Source organism: Burkholderia metallica, assembly GCF_902832845.1.
Lineage (GTDB): Bacteria > Pseudomonadota > Gammaproteobacteria > Burkholderiales > Burkholderiaceae > Burkholderia > Burkholderia metallica.
In genome coordinates, this window is sequence record NZ_CADFDB010000006.1 from 304969 (window position 1) to 320941 (window position 15973).

The window sequence follows — 15973 nt, forward strand, 5'->3', positions numbered from 1 at the left end:
GCACCGTCCCGCTGTCCGTTTTGCGACGATCGAGCGCCGCCCTGCGCGCGCGGCGCGACCGGCCGCTCGCTACAGTAGCGGCATCGCACGACACCGGCGCCACGCGCCCGCCCCGCCGATGGATCTGATTCAAAGCATGCGGGTTTTCGTCACGCTCGCCGACGCGGGCACCTTCACCGAAACCGGCAAGCGGCTCAATCTCACGACCGCGCATGTCAGCCGCACGATCGCGTCGCTCGAGGCGCATCTCGGCATCCGGCTGCTGAACCGCACGACGCGTTCGATGTGCCTGACCGAAGCCGGCGAACGCTATCTGGCCCGCGCACGCGACATCACGCTCGCCGTCGACGCGAGCGAACGCGAAGCGCACGGCGCACGGCTGCATCCGCACGGCCGGCTGCGTGCGCACTGCAGCGCGAGCATCGCGAACCGCTTCGTGATTCCCCTCGTCGCGCGCTTCCAGGCGCGCTGTCCGGACGTCAGCGTCGACCTGACGCTGGCGCCGCAGGTGCCCGACCTGATTCGCGACAGCTACGACGTCGCGGTGATCGCGATGCCGAGCCTGCCGAGCGCCGATCAGGTCGCGATCGACGTCGGGCGGTTCGGCAGCGTGCTGTGCGCTTCGCCCGCATACGTCGCGCAGCACGGGATGCCGGACACGCCGCGCGCGCTCGTGCGGCACCGCTGCCTGCAACTGGTCGCGCCGGCCTACCCGGCGCGCGAATGGACGCTGTCGCGCGGCGCGGATTCGGAGACGGTCGTGATCGAGCCGGCGATGACGGCCGACGTCGCGGCATCGCTTGCGATCGCAGTGCGGGAAGGGGCGGGAATCGGCCTGCTGCCGGAATTCGTCGCGGACGACGGGCTGCGTTCAGGCGCGCTGGTACGCGTGCTGCCCGACTACCGGGCGCAGGACGTGGGCGTGTTTCTGGTGTATCCGTCGCGCCGTCATCTCGATGCGAAGACACGCGCGTGGGTGGATTTCATGAAGGCGGAGCTGCGTGCGGCGCTCGGCGACCCGAGCGGCGGCACCCGCACGCACGACGACACGGCCGCGCCGGACCCCACCGGCGCGGCCGCCAGGCCCCCGCTTACGCGACGGCCTTCACCGCCGGCTGCGCGGCAAAAAACGTCGCCTGCGCCGCTTCGTCCGCGCGCGCATACGCGCGGTTGATGCCGCCGATCACCGCGCGGATCGACGCGGTCGTCAGGTTCGCGTCGATGCCCACGCCGAACGCGCTGCCTCGTACGCCTGTGCCGGACAGTTCGGCGATCGCGATCGCCTTCGCATCGGCGCCCTGCGACAACGCGCGCTCCTCGTAGTGCTGAATGCGCAGCGGCGTACGCAACGCATGCATCAGCGCGTCGAGCGGACCGTTGCCTTCGCCGCGCAGTACGCGGCGCTCGCCGTGCACGTCGGCGGTCAGCACGATCGTCTCGCGGCCGTCGCGCTCGGTCAGCTCGTGGCCGACATAACGCAGCGGCGCATCGCCTTCGACGTATTCCTGCTGGAACAGCGACCAGATCTGCGCGCTCGTCACCTCGAGCCCGCTGTCGTCGGTCAGGCGCTGCACGGCCGCGCTGAAGTCGACCTGCAGCCGGCGCGGCAGCACGACGCCATAGCTCTGCTCGAGCAGGTACGCGATACCGCCCTTGCCCGACTGGCTGTTCACGCGAATGATCGAGTCGTACGTGCGGCCGACGTCGCTCGGATCGATCGGCAGGTACGGCATTTCCCACACGGCATCGGGACGCTGCACCGCGAAGCCCTTCTTGATCGCATCCTGGTGCGAGCCAGAGAACGCGGTGAACACCAGGTCGCCGACGTACGGATGGCGCGGATGGATCGGCAACTGCGTGCATTCCTCGGCCGTGCGCGCGACCTCGTTGATCTGCGAGAAATCGAGGCCCGGATCGACGCCTTGCGAGTAGAGGTTCAGCGCGAGCGTGACGAGATCGACGTTACCGGTGCGCTCGCCATTGCCGAACAGGCAGCCCTCGATCCGGTCCGCGCCGGCCATCACCGCGAGTTCGGCCGCCGCGACCGCGGTGCCGCGGTCGTTGTGCGGGTGCACGGACACGATCAGCGCATCGCGGCGCGCGAGGTTGCGGTGCATCCATTCGATCTGGTCCGCATAGAAGTTCGGCGTGCCGACTTCGACGGTGGCCGGCAGGTTCACGATCGCCTTGTGCTCGGGCGTCGGCTGCCACACGTCGAACACGGCGTCGCAGACTTCCTTCGCGAAATCGAGCTCGGTCGCCGTGAACGTTTCCGGGCTGTACTGCAGCGTGAAATGCGTGTCGGTCGCGGCATCGGCGAAGCGCTTGATCGTGCGCGCGGCGTTCACCGCGAGTTCCTTCACGCCGTCGCGCTCGAGGCCGAACACGATCTTGCGGAATTCCGGCGCGGTCGCGTTGTACAGGTGGACGATCGCGCGCTTCGCGCCGCGCAGCGATTCGAAGGTGCGCTCGATCAGGTCGTCGCGCGCCTGCGTGAGCACCTCGATCGTCACGTCGTCGGGAATGTGGCCGCCCTCGATCAGCTCGCGCACGAAGTTGAAATCGGTCTCGGACGCCGACGGGAACGCGACCTCGATCTCCTTGAAGCCGATCGCGACCAGCATCTTGAACATCCGCATCTTGCGCGTCGCGTCCATCGGCTCGAACAGCGACTGGTTGCCGTCGCGCAGGTCGGTGCTCATCCAGATCGGCGCCTGCGTGATCGTGCGGGTCGGCCATACGCGGTTCGGCAGGTTGACGGGCGTGAACGGTCGGTACTTCGTCGCGGGGTTCTTCAGCATCATGATGTTCGGTCCTCGGTCGGTTTGTCGGGAAACCGCCGCGCGGCAGCCATCAGTCGTGGTGACTGGCTGCGCGCGCAGCGGTGAAAACGGTAGAACGCAGCAAAACGGCAAAGCGGTACGGCGAACGACAGCCTTGACGGTTGACGACCGGGACGGAGCGATTCGGAAGCAGGACGAACTCAGACGCCGGTCGACAACCGGGGCCAGGTCGGTGATGCGGGGGAAATCTGGCGCTTCAGGAAAGAAGCAGATGGAAAGCGCGCAGCCGCAGACCCAGCCCGGAGAAACGGGCTAGTAGTCGTAGCGAGAAGAGGGACTGGGCGGCTTGCATGGCCGAAATCAAATCACAGACGGATGGGCGGTGTCAATGGCAACGCGCACGATCATCCGATCGCGCCGTCTGCAAAATCAGTCTAGTCCGATAGGCGGCGGTTTTCCCGATCGATATGCTTCACGGGTGCGGTGCCGGTGAGGCCCTATTCATGTTCGGAGTGAGTCGGTCCATCCTCTTCACCGGTGCCGCACCCCTGCCCCCCTTGCGATCGGGCTTCGGTGTGGGCGTTCGACGGTGGCCGGTGGGCGCGGCCACGACAGAGATGCTGATGTTGAAACGACACGCTGCCATATGCGAACGTCGAGCGCCTGCTCCGAAGCCCGATTGCCCTCTCCCCGCAGCCCCTGCGCAATCGCGCATCATTCAGAGAATCGATACGCACGCCGATATAGTTTCGAGAATATATCGAAATATCGTCAATTACACACACTTCATTAAATCGATTAACCCTGATTTTCTATTTACTGAACAATTGCCATTCACGGGCGAATATTTTTTTATTTATTTTTCGGCATGCTCGACACGTCGCGTTTCAAACGGCAAACGTTTGCGCGACGGGACACGATTCCTTATGCACCAATCATCAGGAGGAAAGCATGGCCGACTCTCAAACGTCTTCCAATCGCGCCGGCGAGTTTTCGATTCCGCCGAATACCGATTTCCGCGCGATTTTCTTCGCGAATGCCGCCGAGCAGCAGCACATCAAGCTGTTTATCGGCGACAGCAACGAGCCCGCCGCGTATCACAAGCTGACCACGCGCGACGGCCCGCGTGAAGCCAAGCTGAATTCCGGCAACGGCAAGCTCCGCTTCGAGGTGACGGTGAACGGCAAGACGTCGGCCACCGACGCGCGCCTCGCGCCGATCAACGGGAAGAAAGCGGACGGCTCGCCGTACACGGTCAACTTCGGGATCGTCGTGTCGGAAGACGGCCACGACAGCGACTACAACGACGGCATCGTCGTGCTCCAGTGGCCGATCGGCTGACCTGACGCGCGATCGGCAGCCGGCTCGCCGCGCCGGGCGGCTATCGCCCGGCCGGCCGGCGAGCCGGTGCGTCGCTCGGCGACGGGCGGCGCATCCGCGTCACCCCATCATCACCGATCACCGGAGACATCCATGCCTCTTCTTTCAGCGTCGATCCTCAGCGCGCCTGTGGTGACGTCCGAAACCTACGTCGACATTCCCGGCCTGCACATCGACATCGCGAATGCCGACATTCGCGACGGCAAACTTCTGGTCATCCTCAACGTGCCGACGCCGTATGCGACCGGCAACAACTTTCCCGGCATCAATTTCGCGATCACGACCGACAACGGCGTCGTCGCGGACGGCACCTTCACCTATTCGTCGAAGGTGCCGGAAAATACCGGCCGCATGCCGTTCACGCTGGTGGCGACGATCGAAGTCGGGCCCGGCGTCACGTTCGTGAAGGGCCAGTGGAGAAGCGTGCGCGGCAGCGCGATGCATATCACGTCGTATGCGAGCATTTCCGCGATGGGTTGCTGCACGGCCGAGCAGTCGTCGTCGCAGGGCGGCGGCACTTCGGGCAACCCGGGCACCCCGGGCAGCGAAGGCGGCGGCACCGGTTCGGGTCCGGCCCCGGGCAACATCGGCAGCGGCGGCGGCGAGCGCGACGGTGTCTTCAACCTGCCGCCGAACATCAAGTTCGGCGTCACCGCGCTCACCAACGCGGCGAACGACCAGACCATCGACATCTACATCGGCGACAACCCGAAACCGGCCGCCACGTTCAAGGGCGCGGGCGAGCAGGACCAGAACCTCGGCACCAAGGTGCTCGACTCCGGCAACGGACGCGTGCGCGTGATCGTGACGGTGAACGGCAAGCCGTCGCGGCTCGGGTCGCGGCAAGTCGATCTGTTCAAGAAGTCGTACTTCGGGATCGTCGGCTCGGAAGACGGCACCGACGACGACTACAACGACGGCATCGTGTTCCTGAACTGGCCGCTCGGCTGACCACCAGGCGGCACGGCAGAGCTCGCGCGTCGTTGTCGAACCTGCGAAGGCGACGGGGCCGGCCACACATTGCGAATCCATTCATTCGAGCAGTCAGTTGCAGTTCCCTTGCTGTACTCCGCGCGCGGCAGCGGCGAAATCCGTTCGCCGGCCGCGCGACGCGAGACCTTTCATCGAGACGAGGACGACATGTCACAACCGTTTACCCATGACGATCTGTACGCGCTGCTGCAACTCGCCGGCAACGACGCAACCGCCGTACAGGCCAACGGCGATCAGGCAGTGCTCGACCGGATGCGCCAGTTCATGACCGCGCAGCTCGCCGAAAAGCTGCCGCAATACGACGTGTTCGTCGACATCGCGACGATCCCGTACAGCTTCGACGTCGGCAGCTGGCAGAACAAGGTGAAGACCGATGCGGCCGGGCAGGTGGTCGCCTGCACGGTGACGTGGGCCGGTGCGCCCGGCGTGCTGCCCGGCGCCGCCGCGAAGTTCGGTGTCGGCGCGGTGGTCAACTACTTCTCGAAAGCGACGCCTCAGCCGCAGCCCGGACAGCCGGGCACCACGACCGGCGGCGGCGAGCGCGACGGCCTCTTCAACCTGCCGCCGAACATCGCGTTCGGCGTGACCGCGCTGGTCAATTCGTCTGCACAGCAGACGATCGAGGTCTTCGTCGACGACAACCCGAAACCGGCCGCGACGTTCCAGGGCGCCGGCACGCAGGACGCGAACCTGAACACGCAGATCGTGAATTCCGGCAAGGGGAAGGTGCGCGTGGTCGTGACGGCGAACGGCAAGCCGTCGAAAATCGGCTCGCGCCAGGTCGACATCTTCAAGAAGACCTACTTCGGTCTGGTCGGGTCGGAAGACGGGACGGACGGTGACTACAACGACGGTATCGCGATCCTGAACTGGCCGCTCGGCTAAGCCGCGCAACGCTGCTCTGTCGCCACGCTGCCCGGCGTGGCGATTCGCTCACGCACGCCGGACCGGCAAGAACGATCCAATGCCCCGCCACCGATACGCGATCGTTCGCCCGACACGCTCATGGGCCCGACATGAATCCGGCGGGCCGAGCACCCAGGTTTATCGAAACCGAACTAGACCGAGAACTGACGCTCCACAGGATTTCCGCCGATGGCGACTTCACGCGCTGCGGCTTCTCGCGGCTGTTCTCGATGAACACCGGCCGGCCGGTGATGCGCTACCACGCCCACCGCACGCCCGCATTCCCGGTGATGGTGCGCTGGTGCTCGCCGCCGAGATTCGTCAGATAGCTGACCGTCGCATATACACTCCCGCGCTTCGTCAGCTGTGCAACGAGCCCCGCACCGATCTGTCCGGCCGTCTGCCCGATCTGCGTGCCGATCGTCGTCGAGCCGCCGAAGGTGGTCTTGTCGTCGGCACCGAACGCGCGCAGTACGTTCACGCGCAGGTACGGCTTCCAGCTCACGCCGTTCGCATCGAACGCGTATTGAAGCCGCGCGCCGATCCGGCCGAGGAACGTGTTGCCGTTGTTCCAGCCCACGCTCGACACCCCGTCGTTGAACCGGTCGAGCGACAGCCATTGCCATACGAGCTGCGCCTGCGGCTCCAGCGTCAGCCCATTGCCGAGCGCAATCGGCAGCCCGGCCTCGACCGAGCCCGTGAACGCGTTGCCGTTCGTCGAGCCGTTCACGTTGTCGCTCGAGTGCGTGCGCACCGTGAGCGCGCTGCCCATCAGCACCGCATCGGTGTACCAGCCGCCCGGGCCGATATGCGTCCAGTAACCGCCGAGGTTGTACGCATTGACCTGCAGCGAGCCGACGCCCATGTCCGGCTGCGCGAGCGCGAAGCCCTTCACGTCGCCCACCGCCCGCGAGAAGCCGACGAAGAAGCCGTAGTGGTTGCGATGGCCGCTCGCGGTGGTGTCCGCGTACAGGTCCTGACCGACCTGCATCCCCCACACCGTGCCGTCGTATGACGGCGTCACGTCGCCTTTCTGCTTGATGTCGCTGTGGCCGCCCCAGATGCGCGCCCACGATGCCGGCACCGAACCGTTCTCGGCCAGCAGGCCCTGTTCGCCCTGCCGATCATGGAACGTGTCGATCTGCAGCAGCCCGAGCTGGCGCGCCACGGCCGGCGCTTCTGCGTACAGCGGCACCTCGGGGCGGTAGACCGGCTCCGGATTGCCGCCGGTGCCCGCATGGTCGACCGCGTCGACGATCGATTCCGGTGTGCCTTCGGCCGGCGTGATCGGCGGCTCGGCCGGCGGCGTCGGCTGGCCGGGCTCGACGACCGACGGCTGTGGCTTCGGCGGCACCGTGTTGCGCAGGTACCAGTTGCTGCCGGTGCCGCTCGCCTCGCCGCCTTTCGCGAGGAAGTACGTGTACGCACCGGCGCTCACGGACCCGCCGGACAACGAAAACGCGCCCGCGTTCGTCGTCGCGCCGTTGGTGGCCTGCACGACCTGGATGCCGTCGGCCACCGTCTGCGCGCCGGCGCCGCCGACGTTCGTCACCTTCAGCGTGCTCGTGCCGCTCGCCGTACCGCCGCTGACGATCAGCTTGTCCGACGGCGCACCGTCGCCGGCAAGCGTCGTATTCAGCGCGATCGTCGCGTTTTGCCCCACGTAGTTGCCGGCCACCGTCAGCGTGTTGCCCACGCCGCTGCCGCCGAGCTGCACGAGGCCGGCATTGGTCAGGTTACCGTTGATCCCGAAATTGCCGGTCGCGCCGCTTGCGAGGCTCGCGAGCGCGTTCGCGACCGAGATCGTGCCGTGGTTCGTCACGTCGCCCGTCACGCTGCCATAGCCGCCGAGCGTCGCGCCCGATGCGACCGTCACCGGCCCGCCGCCGCCCAGCGCCGCCGACGCGCTCGTGCCGTCGCCGACGATCACGGTGCCGGCGTTCACGTTCGTGCCGCCCGCATAAGTGCTCGCACCGTTCAACGTCAGCGTGCCGCTGCCGAGCTTCGTCAGCGAACCCGCGCCCGTGATGTTCTGCGCGATCGTCGAGTTGAAGCCTTGCGTATCGATCGTGCCGTTGTTCGACGTGATCGACACCGCGCGGCTCGACGCCAGGTCGAACGCACTGCCGAGCTGCAGCGTGCCGCCGTTCAAAGTCAGGCTTCCTGACGAAGCACCGAGCGCATTGTCGGCCGCAACCGACAACGTGCCCTGCGTGATCGTCGTGCCGCCGGAATACGTGTTGCCGCCCGCGGCGGAAGGCGCGAGCGTCAGCGTGCCCGCGCCGGTTTTTTCCACCGCGCCGCTCCCGCCGATCGTACCGGTATAGGTGCCGGCACCATCCTGCTGGAACCGCACGAGCCCGTTGTCCGTCACCGACAAAGGCAGGTTCGCCGCGTTCGCCTGCAGCGTCGCGCCCGCGTTGACCGTGGCGACGACCGACGCCGTCGTCGTGCCGAGCGTGCCCGTGAGGTTCAGCGTGCCGCTCTGCACGAGCGCGGTCGAGAACGTGCCGGTGCCGGCCCACGTCCAGTCGGTGCCGGCCATCGTCAGGCTCTGGAAGTTCGTGAACGCATTCGACGCCGTACCGGTGCCCTGCAGCGTCACGGTATTGGTGCCGGCACCGCCGTTCGCAGTGCCGACGATCTGCGAGCCGGTCTGCAGGATCAGCGTCACGTTGCCGTTGCCGCCCTGGATCGCGGTGCCGCCGCCGCCCTGGATCAGCCCCGCGTTGGTGATCGTCGTCGCGCCGTTGGTCGAGCGCACGCCGATCCCGTTGTTGCTGATGATCCTGCCGCCCGCCTGGTTCGTGATCGTCGCGGTGAACGAACTGCCGAGCGTGTTCGACACGACCGCATCGACGCTGCCGCCGCTCGTCGCGGTGCCGGTGGTCTGGATCGTGCCGCTGTTGACCAGCGTGTCGTTGTTGCCCTGCATGTACACGGCCGGCGCATCGCGGCCGTTCGACGTCAGCGTGCCGCTATTGGTGATCGTGCCGTTGCCGCCGAGCAGCGACGCCGCGCGCGCGTTGTTGCCCGAGGTCGTCACGGTGCCCGTGTTGACGATCTGGTTGCCCGACGCGCCGGGGTTGCTCTGCCCCCACGCGGCCGTCATCCCGTACGAATTGTTGCCGGTGGTCGTGATCGTGCCGTTGTTGACGAGCGTATTGTTGTTGCCGTTCGCGGCCATCCCGTCGTTGTAGGTGCCGGTCGTCGAGATCGTGCCGGTCGCGCCGTTGGTGAGCGTGTTGCCGTTGTTCACGCCGAGCAGCACCGCGCCGCGGTTCGCGACGCCCGTGCCGTTGCCGGACATCGACAGGTTGCCGTTGTTGGTGATCGCGCTCGACGTGTCGACGGAAAACGGTGTCGGCGCGGACGTCAGCACGTAATTGCCCGTCGCGCCCGCATCGATGTTGATCGTCACGCCGGTGCTGCCGGTCGCGGCCACGACCGACGGGATGTTCGCACCGGAACAGGTGACCGTCGCACCGCTGCCCGGCGCGGTGGCCGAACATGCCGCATAAGCCCCTGCCGGCATCGCACCGGTCAGGATCGCCACTCCGCCCAAACCCAGGTTGCGCCTCGTTCTTTTCATTTTTCCGCTCGCATTTATTGGTGACGTTATCGCTGCAAATCGGTGCTCGAAACGGGTTATATCACCTGTCTCGAAATAATCGCAAGATGCGAACAGGTGATATAGGAAATCAGCTTCGGATTTATTCAGCAATAAGAAACAACGGACTGCGCGGCGCTGCTGCATCGCGGCAAACGCCAACGACAGCAGTCCAAAGCAAGCAGGAAAGTAAAACGGTTGAATTTACCGGCTTTCGGGCAGACCGCGAATGCGGCGCAGGAAGGAATTCAAAATAATCGGCAAATTTGACGCCATTCGATTGCACAATAGGTCGTGCAATGGCCGCGTACGCTTTACGCGATGTTGCTACGCATGACGAGCGGTTATCCGGAAGGCCGCCCGCGACGGCGGGCGGCCCGTCGCGCACCTTCAGCCGGCCTGCGATCCGGCCGGCGTCGACATCGCGACCGGCTCCGACCATGCAGCCGACGCCAGGCGCGTGCGCGCGTCGCGCGCCACGCGATTGAACGCCACGCGCCGCTCGCCTTGCAGCTTCGCCGCGTCGCCCGCGCGGACCAGCGCGACCGGATCGACGAGACGGTCGTGCCGCCGAACCTCGAAGTGCAGATGCGGCCCCGTGGCCGTGCCCGTTTGACCGACCGCGCCGATGCGCTGCCCGCGCACGACCCGCATGCCGGTTCGCAGCGTCGGCTCGAATGCGGACAGGTGCGCGTAGTACGACGCATAGCCGCCGTCATGGCGGATCACTACGTACTTGCCGTAGCCGCGCGGCTCGGTGCCGACGAACGTCACGACGCCGCGCTCCGACGCGTGAACCGCACGCCCGGACGGCGCCGCGAGATCGACGCCGGAATGCACATGGCGCGCGCCGGTGACCGGATGCACGCGCGCACCGTAGTGCGAACTGATCCGCGTGGCGCTGACCGGCATCGCAAACCGCGCCCCGACGAGCGGCGCGCCGTCGAGGTCGTAGTAGGCGCCCGGCGAACCGGCATCCGGCGCAAACCACACGCCAGCGACGCGCTGGCCGCGCAGGCGAACCTCGAGCGCCGTCACGCGCACGCCGCCCGGCAGCCGGGCGCCGGCGTCGGGTTCGTATGCGATGTGGAACGTGTCGCCGGGTGCGCCGCGCTGCGTCAGGTCGATACGCGCGGCGACGATGCGCGCGACCTGCGCGGCCACGCCGGCCGGCAGCTCGGCGCGCGCCAGCGACGCCGTCAGGCTGCCGACGATCGCACCGCTACGCGCGCCGTATTCGGCTGGCGCGAACGCGAACGGTTCGGCGGCGGCGAGATCGACGGAGCGCCGCTCGAACGCGGCCGGCTCGCCCGTCGCGGGCAACGCCGACGCCAGACCGTAATGGAATCTCGACGCATACGCGCGTTCGACCGCAGCGCGCGCCGCGTCGCACAGCACGCGGTAGGCCACGCATGCGCCGAAGCGCGCCACGGGGTCGTCGCGGTCGCCGGCCGACGACACGCTCGGCAGATACGACGCGTAGGCCACGTCGAGCGGCGCGGCCGTCGATGCGTGCAGGCCGCCCCACGTCGTGCGCGCGGCATTGAAAAAAGGCACGTGGACAAGGTCGGCCGTCGCGGGCGAAAGCGGCGCGGCATCGTGAGCCGCGTGTGCCACCGCCCCCGCTGCGCCGGCCACACAGGCCGCCGCGACGACACCGCGCAGCAGCGTGCGACGCATCGGGAAACCCCAAACGCCGCGCCGCGCGGGTTGACCTTGTTCGCGTGCGAGACGGAAACGCAGGTCTAACCGCATGACGTCGTCACTCGCTGTCTGTCGATGAAAAATCGGGAAAGAACCGGGTATCGCGGAGGACCGATCGTCGCGACCCGGCAACGTGAAAGCGAGTGTATCGGCATGATCGACGCGTCTGAATAGGACTAGTCTCATTTGCCGAAAAAGCCGCTTCGTACTAAACCGAAATCTCGGTTTTTCGGCCATGCGGCATTCGACCCCACCCATTCGCGCGAACCATCGCGCCCCGTGTACGGTCGAACGCTGCCCGCGTGAGTACAAGCCTGTCGGGCCACAGCCGGCACGCCGCGCGTCGCGCACCGTTTCTTCAACCCGGAATTTCTTCATGTCGCTCGATCAACTGCACCCGGAACGCTGGACGTTCCTGTGGAACGCACTGTCCACCCTTTCTCTGAAGCTGTGCACCGCCCTGGCACTGCTCGTCGCCGGCTGGTGGCTGTCCAGACGCATCGGCAACTGGCTGAACCGCGTGCTTTCGAACAAGGAGCGCGTCGACGGCACGCTGCGGCCGATCCTCTGCGACGTCGCCGTGTGGGGCGTGCGCATCGTCGCGATCGTCGGCGCGCTGTCGCAGCTCGGCATCGAGACCGCGAGCATCGTCGCGGTGCTCGGCGCGGCCGGCCTCGCGATCGGGCTCGCGTTGCAGGGCACGATGCAGAACATTGCGGCCGGCATCATGCTTCTGCTGCTGCGGCCGTTCAAGGTCGGCGACTATATCGACGGCGGCACGGGCGTCGCGGGCACCGTCGACGAAGTGGGGCTCTTCATGACGCGGCTGACGAAGCCCGACGGCATCTGCGAATACGTGCCGAACAGCGCACTGTGGGGCAGCGCGATCCGCAACTACACGCGCAACCCGACACGCCGCCTCGACCTCGAAGTGGAAGTATCGGTGCACGACGACATCGATCGCGCACTCGACGCGCTGCGCGCGCTGGCCGCGGCCGATCCCGACGTGCTGCAGGATCCCGCGCCGGACGTGATGGTGATGCGCTTCGACGACAGCACGGTCGTCGCGAACATGCGCGTCTGGACGCACACCGACCAGTTCTGGGCGATGCGCTGGCGCCTCGCGCGCCAGGTGCGCAAGACGCTCGCCGACGCGAACTGCGCGCTGCCGATCCGCACGCGCGAGCTGCACATCGTGCACGATGCCGAATCGACCCGCGCGGCCCCGCGCGCCGCGGCGTCCTGAATGCGACGAGGCATGGCACCGCGCATGCGGTGCGCCGCGCCCCGGCTTCGTCGCTACATCTTCACGATATCGAGCAGCGCCTTCTTGCCGCTGCGGTAGGTGAACACCGAGATCGCACCGTGCTTCAGGTCGCCCTGCGGCGTGAATTGCGTCTCGCCGATCACGCCGCGATAGTCGGTGGCCGGCATCGCGGCCAGCACCTTCGCCGGGTCCGTCGAGTTCGCGCGTTTCATCGCGTCGACGATGATGTAGACGGCGTCGTACGAGAACGGCGCATACACCTGCATCGGCTGGTGGTATCGCGCTTCGTAGCGCTTCGCGAACGCCGCGCCGCCCGGCATCTTCTCGAGCGCGATGCCGGCTTCGGAGCACACGACGTTGTCCGACGCCGGGCCCGCGAGCTTCGGCAGGTCGGTCGAGCACACGCCGTCGCCGGCGAGGATCTTCGCGCGCATGCCGAGCTGGCGCGCCTGCTTCGCGAGCGGGCCGCCCGTCGCGTCCATTCCGCCGTACATGATCGCGTCGGGGTTCACGCCCTTGATCTTCGTCAGGATCGCGCGGAAGTCGATCGCCTTGTCGTTGGTCGCGTCGCGCGACACGACCGCCATCCCCGCCGCCTTCGCGGCCTTCTCGAACTCGGTCGCGAGCCCCTGGCCGTACGCAGTCGAATCGTCGACCACGGCCACCGTCTTCACGCCCAGGTTCTTCGCCGCATACGTCGCGAGCGCCGGCCCCTGCTGCGCGTCGGTCGCGACGACGCGATAGGTCGTCTTGAAGCCCTGCTGCGTGTACGTCGGGTTGGTCGCGGCCTGCGAGATCTGCACGACGCCGCCGTCGCGATAGACGCGCGACGCCGGAATCGACGTGCCCGAATTGTGATGGCCGACGACGCCGACGACCTTGTCGTCGACGAGCCGCTGCGCGACCTGCGTCGCGGTGCGCGGATCGCCCGCATCGTCCTGCGCATCGAGCCGCAGCGTGACCGGCTTGCCGCCGATCGTCAGCCCCTTCGCGTTGATTTCCTCGATCGCGAGGCGCGCGCCATTCTCGCTGTCCTTGCCGAGATGCGCGATCGCTCCGGTCAGCGGCGCGACGTGGCCGATGCGCACGATCTCGTCCGCGTGCGCGGGCGCCGCGGGCAACGAGCACGCCAGTGCGGCCAAGGCCGCGGCCGCGAGTGCCGTCTTGTGATGTCGATTCATGGTTGTCTCCGTCCGTGTCGTGCTTCGTTCGTGTTCCGAATCATCATGCGTCAAAAGTCGTGCCGCGCGCTCACGCACGCCCTTCGAATCCCAGCAATACGTTCACCGCGTTGATGCCGATCTCGTCGACCATGTAGCCGCCCTCCATCACGAACAGCGTCGGCAGGTGCAGCCGCGCGAGCGCGGCGCCGATGCGCAGGTAATCGGGCGAGCGCAGCCGGAAGTGGCTGATCGGGTCGTGCTCGAACGTATCGACGCCGAGCGACACGACGAGCGCGTCGGGCGCATGCGCGGCGATCGCGGCGGCCGCGTGGTCGAGCGCCGCCGAGTAGGTGTCCCACAGCGTGCCCTTCGGCAGCGGCAGGTTCAGGTTGAAGCCTTCGCCCGCGCCGATGCCGCGCTCCTGCGCATAGCCGGAGAAGTACGGGTACGACACCGGCGGCTCGCCGTGGATCGACGCGAACAGCACGTCCGCGCGGTCGTAGAAGATGTCCTGCGTGCCGTTGCCGTGATGGAAGTCGACGTCGAGCACCGCGACGCGCGCGGCGCCCTGCGCGATGCAGTGCTGCGCGGCGATCGCCGCGTTGTTCAGGTAGCAATAGCCGCCCATGTACTCGCGGCCCGCGTGATGGCCGGGCGGCCGGCACAGCGCGAACGCCGCGCGCACCGCGCCGCTCGACAGCAGGTCGGCGCCGGTGAGCGCCGAGTTCGCGCTCGCGCTCACGGCATCCCACGTGCCGGTGTTGATCGGCGCGCCGGCGTCCATCGCGTAGAAGCCGAGCTTGCCGTCGATGAACGCGGGCGGCGTCGCGGCAGCCGGCATCGCGCGCACCGGCCACACGAGCGGCAGCGCCTGGCAGGTGCGGCCCGTCGCGGCCCACTCGTCCCACGCGCCGGCGACGAAATCGACGTAGCGCGCGCTGTGCGCGGCCGCGTAATGCGCACGGTCGAACGGCTTCGGCGCGATCACGTCGCCGAGGCCGGCGGCACGCACCTGCGCGAGCACCGTTTCGGCGCGAAGGGGGTTTTCGAACGAATCGGTGATCGCGCCGTCCTTCAGTTCGACGCCGCGATGCAGTTGGTGATCGCTGCTGTAGACCGTGAGCATGGTTGACCGTTGCCGTGAAGGTGCCAACAGTTTATTGACCGCATCCGGCAATAACTTTGCTTTCCACGCACGCGTTTCGTACAATTTTGAGAAAACCGCCTACGGAATGCCGGAAATGAGCAAAAATCGCGCTTCGGTCGAACTGGACGGCGTCGACCGCGCCATGCTGCGCTTGCTGCAGGACGACGGCGCGCTGTCGAACGCGACGCTCGGCGAGAAGCTGTCGCTGAGCGTCACGCCCTGCTGGCGCCGCCGCAAGCGGCTCGAGGACGAACGCGTGATCACCGGCTACCAGGCGAACCTCGACCGGCGCGCGCTCGGCATGAACGTGTTCGCATTCGTGCAGGTGACGTTCAACATGCATTCCGGCCACGATTCCGATCGCTTCGAGGACGTGATGCGGCGTCACGACGAAGTGACGTCCTGCCACAAGATCACCGGCGCGGCCGACTACATGCTGCAGGTCGTCGCGGCCGATCTCGACGCGTATGCGGACTTCGTCGAGCGTGTGTTGCGCAAGCAGGCCGGGGTGTCGTCGATCCAGTCGAGCCTCGCGTTGCGCGAAGTGAAGTTCTCGTCGCGGGTGCCGGTGCCCGGCGACTGAACGATGCGACGAACGTGCGGGGCGCCCCCCCGATTCTCCGAAACCGATCCCATGGAGCACTACCCGATGAAGCGTTTCATCCCTTCCGTGTCATTGGCCGCCACGCTGGCCTGCGCGCTCGCGCTGAGCGCCTGTGCCGCCCCGTCCACGCCGCCGGCCCCGTCGTCGGCATCCGCCGCCGCACCGATGGTCGGCGGCGATCGCGACGAGCACGGCTGCATCCCGTCGGCCGGCTATGCGTGGTGCGAACAGACGCAGCAATGCGAGCGCCCGTGGGAACTCGCGAAGCAGAAAGGTTTCGCGAATTCGGCGCTGGGGTACGAGCAGTTCTGCCGGAACAATTTCGCGAAGTGACGCAACCTGACGTGACCTGAGCGGGACGCGGTGCAACGCCACGTCCCGACCTCCCCGATCCCCCGCGGTTATCCACACCTTTC

General features: G+C 67.1%; 12 protein-coding genes. 7 read left to right on the forward strand and 5 right to left on the reverse strand.

Features of this window, described 5'->3' with window-relative positions:
• Positions 1 to 118 precede the first annotated feature (118 nt).
• Positions 119 to 1174 (forward strand): LysR family transcriptional regulator, encoded by a 1056-nt coding sequence (locus HWX08_RS18965; RefSeq protein ID WP_174920233.1) that lies wholly within the window; start codon positions 119 to 121, stop codon positions 1172 to 1174.
• On the opposite strand, the gene leuA is transcribed toward HWX08_RS18965, so the two are convergent.
• On the reverse strand, positions 1092 to 2801 hold the full coding sequence (gene leuA, locus HWX08_RS18970; protein ID WP_174920328.1) for a 2-isopropylmalate synthase: 1710 nt from the start codon (positions 2799 to 2801) through the stop codon (positions 1092 to 1094). The two genes, HWX08_RS18965 and leuA, sit on opposite strands and share 83 nt — an antisense overlap.
• 933 nt (positions 2802 to 3734) lie before the next feature.
• On the opposite strand from leuA, the gene HWX08_RS18975 reads away from it, so the two are divergent.
• The 3 genes from HWX08_RS18975 to HWX08_RS18985 all read left to right on the forward strand — a co-directional run bounded on the left by HWX08_RS18975 (position 3735) and on the right by HWX08_RS18985 (position 6041).
• A complete protein-coding gene (locus HWX08_RS18975) occupies positions 3735 to 4124 on the forward strand; it encodes a fucose-binding lectin II (RefSeq protein WP_069258982.1) in 390 nt (129 codons plus the stop codon).
• A 132-nt stretch (positions 4125 to 4256) separates the two neighbouring features.
• On the forward strand, positions 4257 to 5114 hold the full coding sequence (locus tag HWX08_RS18980) for a fucose-binding lectin II (RefSeq protein WP_174920231.1): 858 nt from the start codon (positions 4257 to 4259) through the stop codon (positions 5112 to 5114).
• A 189-nt stretch (positions 5115 to 5303) separates the two neighbouring features.
• Complete coding sequence (locus tag HWX08_RS18985; RefSeq protein WP_174920229.1) at positions 5304 to 6041, forward strand: fucose-binding lectin II; 738 nt, start codon at positions 5304 to 5306, stop codon at positions 6039 to 6041.
• A 277-nt stretch (positions 6042 to 6318) separates the two neighbouring features.
• Here the strand turns inward: HWX08_RS18985 and HWX08_RS18990 are convergent, their stop codons facing one another.
• Positions 6319 to 9654 carry an autotransporter outer membrane beta-barrel domain-containing protein gene (locus tag HWX08_RS18990; protein ID WP_244122721.1) on the reverse strand — a complete coding sequence of 1112 codons (3336 nt, stop codon included), beginning with the start codon at positions 9652 to 9654 and terminating at the stop codon, positions 6319 to 6321.
• Between the two features lie 408 nt (positions 9655 to 10062).
• Entirely contained in the window at positions 10063 to 11427 is a 1365-nt protein-coding gene (locus tag HWX08_RS18995; protein WP_174920326.1) for a M23 family metallopeptidase, read from the reverse strand.
• Positions 11428 to 11752: 325 nt separating this feature from the next.
• Here HWX08_RS18995 and HWX08_RS19000 point away from each other — a divergent pair, with 325 nt between their 5' ends.
• Positions 11753 to 12622 carry a mechanosensitive ion channel family protein gene (locus tag HWX08_RS19000; protein WP_069258978.1) on the forward strand — a complete coding sequence of 290 codons (870 nt, stop codon included), beginning with the start codon at positions 11753 to 11755 and terminating at the stop codon, positions 12620 to 12622.
• Between the two features lie 53 nt (positions 12623 to 12675).
• Here HWX08_RS19000 and HWX08_RS19005 read toward each other — a convergent pair whose 3' ends face one another.
• Both HWX08_RS19005 and HWX08_RS19010 read right to left on the reverse strand, forming a co-directional pair.
• Complete coding sequence (locus tag HWX08_RS19005) at positions 12676 to 13824, reverse strand: branched-chain amino acid ABC transporter substrate-binding protein (protein WP_174920227.1); 1149 nt, start codon at positions 13822 to 13824, stop codon at positions 12676 to 12678.
• 70 nt (positions 13825 to 13894) lie between these two features.
• Entirely contained in the window at positions 13895 to 14932 is a 1038-nt protein-coding gene (locus tag HWX08_RS19010; RefSeq protein ID WP_174920225.1) for a histone deacetylase family protein, read from the reverse strand.
• A 115-nt stretch (positions 14933 to 15047) separates the two neighbouring features.
• Here HWX08_RS19010 and HWX08_RS19015 point away from each other — a divergent pair, with 115 nt between their 5' ends.
• Both HWX08_RS19015 and HWX08_RS19020 read left to right on the forward strand, forming a co-directional pair.
• Positions 15048 to 15536: an Lrp/AsnC family transcriptional regulator gene (locus tag HWX08_RS19015; protein WP_174920223.1), complete on the forward strand. Its 489-nt coding sequence runs from the start codon at positions 15048 to 15050 to the stop codon at positions 15534 to 15536.
• 66 nt (positions 15537 to 15602) lie between these two features.
• Complete coding sequence (locus tag HWX08_RS19020; protein ID WP_069261054.1) at positions 15603 to 15890, forward strand: hypothetical protein; 288 nt, start codon at positions 15603 to 15605, stop codon at positions 15888 to 15890.
• Positions 15891 to 15973: the final 83 nt, after the last annotated feature.

What these genes read in the sequence shown, in the direction of transcription:
- HWX08_RS18965 (WP_174920233.1), top strand. Translation starts at nt 119, where the DNA reads ATGGATCTGATTCAAAGCATGCGGGTTTTCGTCACGCTCGCCGACGCG.
- leuA (WP_174920328.1), bottom strand. Translation starts at nt 2,801, where the DNA reads ATGCTGAAGAACCCCGCGACGAAGTACCGACCGTTCACGCCCGTCAAC.
- HWX08_RS18975 (WP_069258982.1), top strand. Translation starts at nt 3,735, where the DNA reads ATGGCCGACTCTCAAACGTCTTCCAATCGCGCCGGCGAGTTTTCGATT.
- HWX08_RS18980 (WP_174920231.1), top strand. Translation starts at nt 4,257, where the DNA reads ATGCCTCTTCTTTCAGCGTCGATCCTCAGCGCGCCTGTGGTGACGTCC.
- HWX08_RS18985 (WP_174920229.1), top strand. Translation starts at nt 5,304, where the DNA reads ATGTCACAACCGTTTACCCATGACGATCTGTACGCGCTGCTGCAACTC.
- HWX08_RS18990 (WP_244122721.1), bottom strand. Translation starts at nt 9,654, where the DNA reads ATGAAAAGAACGAGGCGCAACCTGGGTTTGGGCGGAGTGGCGATCCTG.
- HWX08_RS18995 (WP_174920326.1), bottom strand. Translation starts at nt 11,427, where the DNA reads ATGCGGTTAGACCTGCGTTTCCGTCTCGCACGCGAACAAGGTCAACCC.
- HWX08_RS19000 (WP_069258978.1), top strand. Translation starts at nt 11,753, where the DNA reads ATGTCGCTCGATCAACTGCACCCGGAACGCTGGACGTTCCTGTGGAAC.
- HWX08_RS19005 (WP_174920227.1), bottom strand. Translation starts at nt 13,824, where the DNA reads ATGAATCGACATCACAAGACGGCACTCGCGGCCGCGGCCTTGGCCGCA.
- HWX08_RS19010 (WP_174920225.1), bottom strand. Translation starts at nt 14,932, where the DNA reads ATGCTCACGGTCTACAGCAGCGATCACCAACTGCATCGCGGCGTCGAA.
- HWX08_RS19015 (WP_174920223.1), top strand. Translation starts at nt 15,048, where the DNA reads ATGAGCAAAAATCGCGCTTCGGTCGAACTGGACGGCGTCGACCGCGCC.
- HWX08_RS19020 (WP_069261054.1), top strand. Translation starts at nt 15,603, where the DNA reads ATGAAGCGTTTCATCCCTTCCGTGTCATTGGCCGCCACGCTGGCCTGC.